General features: G+C 72.1%; 6 protein-coding genes. 2 read left to right on the top strand and 4 right to left on the bottom strand.

The genetic code is table 11. The features are described from left to right. Nucleotides 1–257: 257 nt before the first annotated feature. Entirely contained in the window at nt 258–1,427 is a 1,170-nt protein-coding gene (locus VNL12_RS02110) for an LLM class flavin-dependent oxidoreductase (RefSeq protein WP_325591110.1), read from the bottom strand. A gap of 203 nt (nt 1,428–1,630) precedes the next feature. Here VNL12_RS02110 and VNL12_RS02115 point away from each other — a divergent pair, with 203 nt between their 5' ends. After that, on the top strand, nt 1,631–2,875 hold the full coding sequence (locus VNL12_RS02115; RefSeq protein ID WP_325591111.1) for a CoA transferase: 1,245 nt from the start codon (nt 1,631–1,633) through the stop codon (nt 2,873–2,875). A gap of 71 nt (nt 2,876–2,946) precedes the next feature. Then, complete coding sequence (locus tag VNL12_RS02120) at nt 2,947–3,090, top strand: hypothetical protein (RefSeq protein WP_325591112.1); 144 nt, start codon at nt 2,947–2,949, stop codon at nt 3,088–3,090. Nucleotides 3,091–3,253: 163 nt separating this feature from the next. Here VNL12_RS02120 and VNL12_RS02125 read toward each other — a convergent pair whose 3' ends face one another. From VNL12_RS02125 to VNL12_RS02135, 3 genes are all read right to left on the bottom strand, one after another. Continuing rightward, entirely contained in the window at nt 3,254–3,628 is a 375-nt protein-coding gene (locus VNL12_RS02125) for a hypothetical protein (protein WP_325591114.1), read from the bottom strand. Between the two features lie 41 nt (nt 3,629–3,669). Then, entirely contained in the window at nt 3,670–4,356 is a 687-nt protein-coding gene (locus tag VNL12_RS02130) for a hypothetical protein (RefSeq protein WP_325591115.1), read from the bottom strand. 170 nt (nt 4,357–4,526) lie between these two features. Next, nucleotides 4,527–6,431, bottom strand: a 1,905-nt coding sequence (locus tag VNL12_RS02135; RefSeq protein WP_325591116.1) for a M3 family oligoendopeptidase, incomplete at its 5' end; no start/stop codon positions are given.

Raw genomic sequence — 6,431 nt, forward strand, 5'->3', positions numbered from 1 at the left:
TCGAGAACACGGGGCATACCCGCTGAGCCAGCGCGAGTGCCGCGGACGAGACGAAACGATCTCACAGAGCCCCGCCCGGCGCAGCCGCTGGGGGTCTGGGGGTCTCCCCCAGGAGTCGGCGGAGCCGATCCGGCTTGCCGGTCGGCGCAGCCAGACAGCGCGACCGCAGGTCGCACGACAAGCTCGTCGGAGTGGAGCGAGCGCAGCGAGCGAACGACGACGAAACCGAGCGAGCGGCAGCGAGCGAGTGACGGCGACTACGCCACGTCGAAGCCGGCGACGACGCCGGGGACGGAGCCACCGACCTCGGCCGCGTAGGCCTCGCGGTAGCGGGTGGTCGAGTGCACCGGGTCGGTGTCGAAGCGGGGGATTACCTCGGTGCCGAAGAGCTCCATCGATGCCACCACCACGTCGGTGGGCAGCGTGTTGGTGGTGGGACTGAAGGTGAGCTGGTCGAAGCCGAGGTCGGCCCAGCGCTGCACCGAGCGGGCGCAGTCGTCGGGGTCGCCGATGGCGACGTAGCCCTCGGCCGAGAGCTTCTCGACCTGCTCGGGGGTCGGCTCGGGGATCTTGTTCGGCCACTCGGGGAAGTTCTCGGGGCGGGGCACGTTGTCGAGCCAGTGGTAGGCGAGCGTCGAGTAGTAGCTCATGCCCATGTTGGAGGCGACCTCGAAGGCCTTGTTGCGGTCCTCCATGCAGAGCATGTTGGTGACGCCCATGATGTTGTCGTTGACGTAGTGGCCCACCGGCGTGGCGGTGGTGATGGCCGCCTTGTAGGCGTTGATGAGCGGCTCCATCTGCTGGGGGCGGCCGATCGAGAAGCAGAAGGCACCGAGGCCCATCTCGCCGGCCTCGGTGAAGGTGCCGGGACTGCCCGACGCGACCCACATCGCCGGGTGCGACGTGCCGTGGGGCTTGGGGAAGATCTTGCGCTCGGGGACCGAGAAGTAGTCGCCGTCGAAGGAGTAGGCCTCGTCGCGCCACATCTTGGGGATCTCACGGATCGTCTCGCGCCACATCGCCTTGGTCTCGTTGACGTCCGCGATGCCGAAGCCGTGGACCTCGGTCGACGACGAGCCTCGGCCGGTGCCGAACTCGAAGCGGTTGTTGGTGAGGTGGTCGAGCAGGGCGACGTTCTCGGCGATCCGCACCGGCTTGTTCACCGCGGGGGTGATGTTGAAGATGGCCGAGCCGAGGTGCACCCGCTCGGTCTGTGCCGCGCAGAAGGCGAGGAACGCCTCGGGTCCGGGCATGTGGGAGTACTCGTCGAGGAAGTGGTGCTGCGGGCACCACACGTACTTGAACGCATAGGCGTCGGCCGCCTTGGCGATCTCGACGTTGCGCATGATGCGGCGGTGCTCGGCGTGGGGATCGCGATCCCGCTCGAACTGAGGGACGAACAGCTGGGCGAAGGCTCCGAACTCCATGGGAAAAAACTGTAACACGTTCTAGTTTTGGGTGTCGAGGGGGCCGGTCGATCCGTGGGTCTACGATCTGACGTTCCGTCAGATACACGTCCGCCGACCCCACCCGCCACCCTGGCGGGCCTCGGCGGACGCCTCACGTCCGCCGACCCCACCCGCCACCCTGGCGGGCCTCGGCGGACGCCTCAGAAAAGGAGCGAGCCGCCGTGGGTGACCAGGACCGCATCGGACCCCTCGCCGGGGTCCGCATCGTCGAGTGCTCGATGCTCGGGCCCGGGGCCATCAGCACCCACCTAGCCGACATGGGCGCCGAGGTGATCAAGGTCGAGCCGCCATCGGGCGACTACATCCGGCGCATGACCTGGCCCATCGTCGAGGGCACGTCGCTGATGCACCTCCACATCAGCCGGGGCAAGCGCTCGATCGTGCTCGACCTCCGCACCCCCGAGGGGTCTGCGGTGTTCCTCGACCTGGTCCGCGACGCCGACGCGGTGGTCGAGGCAATGCGCCCCGGCGGGCTCGAACGCCGGGGCCTGGGTTACGAGGCGCTGAAGGAGCTCAACCCTCGCATCGTGTTCTGCACCATCTCCGGCTACGGGACGACGGGCCCCTACGCCACCATGCCGAGCCACGGCATCGCCTATGACGTCTGGGCCGGGCTCGTCGCCCCGGAGACCACCGACGACGGGTTCTGCGCCATCCCCGAGCACCCGTCGGTCGGCATCCACGCCGGGCCGCTCTTCGGCGCCCTTGGGATCCTCGCCGGCATCACCCAGGCGAGGGCCACCGGTGAGGGCTGTCAGCTCGAGGTCGCCCAGAGCGACGCCGCCGCCGCAATGGACTGGCTCCGTTCGGAGACCTACCGGGCCTACGAGCGGCCCGAGAGCGAGGTCACCGGCAACGAGGCCGACGGCTTCGAGCGCCGGGCCCCGGGCACCGCCGGCATGCGCGACGGCGTGCGCTACCAGTTCTACGAGACCGCCGACGGCCACGTCTTGTTCATGGCGTCGGAGCGGGAGTTCTGGAAGAGCTTCTGCGTGGGCATCGGCCGCCCGGAGCTCTTCGACGCCCATCCCGGCTCGCAGTACGCCGATCACGCACGCGGGAACACCGAGCTCCGGACCGTCCTGCGCGCCGAGTTCCGCCGCCGCACCACCGCCGAGTGGGTCGCGTTCGGCGACGGGCACAACACGCCCATCGCCCCGGTCAACACGCCGCAGACCCTGGCCGCCGACCCGCAGTTCCAGGACCGGCTTCCCTGGATCCCCGCCGCCGCCGTGGGCGCGGATCAGGTGCCCTCGCCCCTCAAGTTCGCGGACAGCCCGGTGCCGGTGCCCACCAAGGCCCCCACCGTCGGCCAGCACACCGACGAGGTCCTCACCGACGTCCTCGGCTACGACGCCGACCGCATCGCTGCGCTGCGGGAGTCCGGGGCCCTGGGCGAGAGCTGACCGCGCCCGACCCCCGGTCGGTCGGGCCCGCCACCGCCAACCGGTGAGCGCCCACACATCGGGGGGCCAGCGTGAGCGGCTACATCGCCTCGGCCCTCGAGGAGAGAGCGCTCCTCGACGACCAGGCGGCGCTGCTCGAGGAGATGTTGGCCGAGACCGGGGGGCCGCTCACCGCGGACGAGCGGGCGGCGGCCCACCAGGCGTTGGGCCGATGACGGTCGTCGTGCTCGCCCGGCGGCTCCACCACCCCGTGGTGACCGAAGACGTCGACGACATGCACTGCCTGGATCCGTCGCTCGAGCTGATCCCCATCTGATAGCGACGCCCGACGCCCCCACAACCCAAGGCCCGGACCGGGGCGTCAGGTCGGGGCGAACGTCAGCCGGAGTAACAGCCGATGGTCTCCGAGGCGAGGGTGATCGGGGCGAAGGTGGTGCCGTCCTCGGCGTCCAAACCCGTGAGGCGGAGCGAGCCGCGGGTCGATCCACATGCCGTGTACTCGCCTTCGGGTGGGGCGGCGTCGAGGACGATCTCGCCCTCACCGGCCGTCGCGGCCATCGTTGATGTCGGCTGCGCGTCGGTCGAGATCACGTCCGTGCAGAAGTTCATCGTCATCTGCCGCCCCCTCAACACCTCGACGATGACGGCCGGGACTGAAAGCGAGATCGGGATGGTGGTGCGCTCGGTCGAAGATCGGCGGTCGGCCTCGACGGTCACGGTCACGGCGAGAACACCGGTGGATCGCAAGGTCATGCCCATCCGACGTCGCCGACGAGCCGCTGGTTCCCGCCCGCTCAAGGGGCGAAGGGGCTGCCGGCGCCGGGGGTCATGAGCTCCTCGTGCCAGCGGGTGCACCACTGGCGACGGGTGATGGCCCAGGCCGCTGCCGGGTGGTCACCCTCGGCGAAGGCCCGCAGCCGGGCGGTGTGGGCCGGGAGGTCCGCGGTCCAGACGGTGACGACCTCGGAGTCGGACATGACCACGTCGAAGGCCCCGATCAGCGCCACCCCGAGCCCCTCAGCGACCGGTGCCCACTGCTCGACGAGGGCGGCCAGGTAGTCGGGGCCGGCACCCGGACGGACCTGGGTGATCTCGTGGATGGCGATCTCGCCCCGCACGCCCGAGGCCGCGGCCTCGAGTGTGTCCGGCGCGCCGGGCGCCGCCACGAGCAGGCGGTCGACCCCGCCACTGCGGTGTGCGAACGCCTCGTCCCACCAGCCGGCCAGCTCGACGTTGTCGGCCTCGGCCAGGTTGGTCCTCCGGGTCAGGCGGATCCAGCCGTCCCACCCGTCGGTGACCTCCCACAGGTTCACCACCTGGGGCCAGCGCCCAGTCGTGCCGACGACCTCCCACGTCCCGGCCAGGGCCAGGCCGCGATCGGTGACGACGTCAGGGTCGAAGCCCAGGACGTGGGCCATGTACGGGGCGCCGCCGCGTCCGACGATGTCGACGATCTCGTGCAGGTACAGCGGGCGATCCACCGCCCGAGGGTGCCACACCGGCCCCCTGGCCCCCGATGCCACCGGACGAGACCCCGCCCCGACGGGCTCCCCCACCCCCAACTGGTCGGCGATCTGGGGGCTCCGACCCCCGGATCCGCTACCAGTTCGACCTCGGTCCCGGTTCCTGTCGCAGCCGCGTTGAGGGCGGATCAGACGGGAGGCGCGGGGAGGAGGGCCTCGGCCTCGGCGATGCGGGCCTGGACGACGGCGAGGCTGGAGGCCCAGAACGCCTGGTCGCGGATGTCGATGCCGAAGCGGGCGGCCAGCGGGGCGGCGTCGGCCAGGCCGGTGGCGCCCAGGAGGTCGTCGTAACCTCCCCGGAAGCGGTCCGGGTCGCGACGGAACTCGGCGTAGAGGCCCAGGCCGAAGAGCAGCCCGAAGGTGTAGGGCCAGTTGTAGAAGGCGGTGTAGTAGTGGCCCTTGACCGCCCACATGTAGGGGTGCAAGGCGTCGGGGTCGACTCCGTCGCGGTAGGCCGCGAGCTGCGCCTCGGTCATCAGCTCGGTCATGCGGGCCGGGCCCACCGCGCCCCGCTCGCGCTCGGCCGACAGGGCCGTCTCGAACAGGAACCGGCTGTGGATGTCGACCACCACGGCCGCGGAGCCGACGATGTCGCCGTCGAGGATCGCCAGCCGGGCCCCGTCGTCGTCGCCCGCGGCGCGCAGGCCGGCGTCGACCATCACCGTCTCGCAGAAGATGCTCGCCGTCTCGGCCAGGGCCATCGGGGTCTGGCGCTGCAACCAGGGGCGATCGCCCAGCTGGGTGTTGTGGTAGGCGTGGCCCAGCTCGTGGGCCAGGGTCTGCACGCTGTTAAACGACCCGTCGAAGCTGAGCAGCACCCGGCTCTCGCCGTCGCGCACCGGCATGCAGAACGCACCGCCGACCTTGCCGGGACGGGGCTCGGCGTCGATCCAGCCGTCGTCGACCGCGGTGCGGGCCAGGGCAGCCAGGCCGGGCGAGTACCCGGCAAAGGCATCGGTGACGGCCCCCACGGCCTCGTCCCACGAGAACCGGCGGGGTGCGCCGACCGGCGCTTGGAGCTCCCACCACGGCAGGCCGCTCTCGCCGTGACCCAGGGCGCGGGCCTTGGCCCGGTGGTAGCGGGCGAAGGCGGGGAGGGAGTCGACCACCGCCGCGGTCAGCGCATCGACGGTGGCCCGGTCGACGTTGTTGGTGGCCAGCGCCGGGGCCAGCGGGTCGTCCCAGCCGCGCCGCCGGTTCAGGGCGAGCATCTCGCCCCGGTGCGACCCCAGGGCCAGGGCGAGCGGCATCTCGACCGAGCGCCAGGCCGCGACCTCGCCCTCGAACGCGGCACGTCGCACGGAGCCGTCGGGGTGCCCGGCCAGGCCCCGTGCCGCGGTGACCGCCATCTCGGTGGGCCCCTCGTCGGGGAGCTCGACGGTGGCGGTCAACGTCGAGCTCAGCTCGGCGTGCAGGCGCGCCCACGAGCGACCGCCGGTGAGGCCCAGCTCGGCGGCCAGGTCCTCCTCGGACTCGGTCATCTGGTGGGCGGCGAGCCGGGAGCCTCGTTCGAGCCAGTAGGCGTGGTCGCCGGCGACCGGTCCGGAGGCGGCGAGAGCGACGGCGCCCACCGACGCGGTCCAGGCCTCGACGCGCTTGAGGACGGGCCCGAAGCCCGCGGTCTCGGCCTGGAAGCGGGCCTGCAGCCGGGCGGCCTCGGCATCGCGGGCGTCGGTGGCGACGTGGGCGTGCAGGTAGGCCGCGACGAGGCGCATCCGGGCCATGAGGTCGTTGGCCGCGCCCAGCACCACCTCGGCCGTCTCGGCGTCGACCGGGGTGAGGGCCCGCTCGGGACCGCCCCGCACGTCACGCTCGTCGCAGAGGCTCCGCAGCCGGCCGGCCTCGGCGCCGACCGCCTCCACCGCGCCCAGCAGCGCCCGGTCGTCCAGGCCGGAGAAGTAGCGGTCGAGCCGCCACCGGGGCGGCGAGGACGCCTCGGGCGCGACGGCGCTCATCCGGTGAAGGAGGCCGGGCCGCGGATCGGGTCGGCCGGCGGGGCCACCGAGCCCCCCGGCGACGGCACGGGGCCGCCG

It is taken from the genome of Iamia sp. (genome assembly GCF_035575815.1).
Taxonomy (GTDB): Bacteria; Actinomycetota; Acidimicrobiia; order Acidimicrobiales; family Iamiaceae; genus Iamia.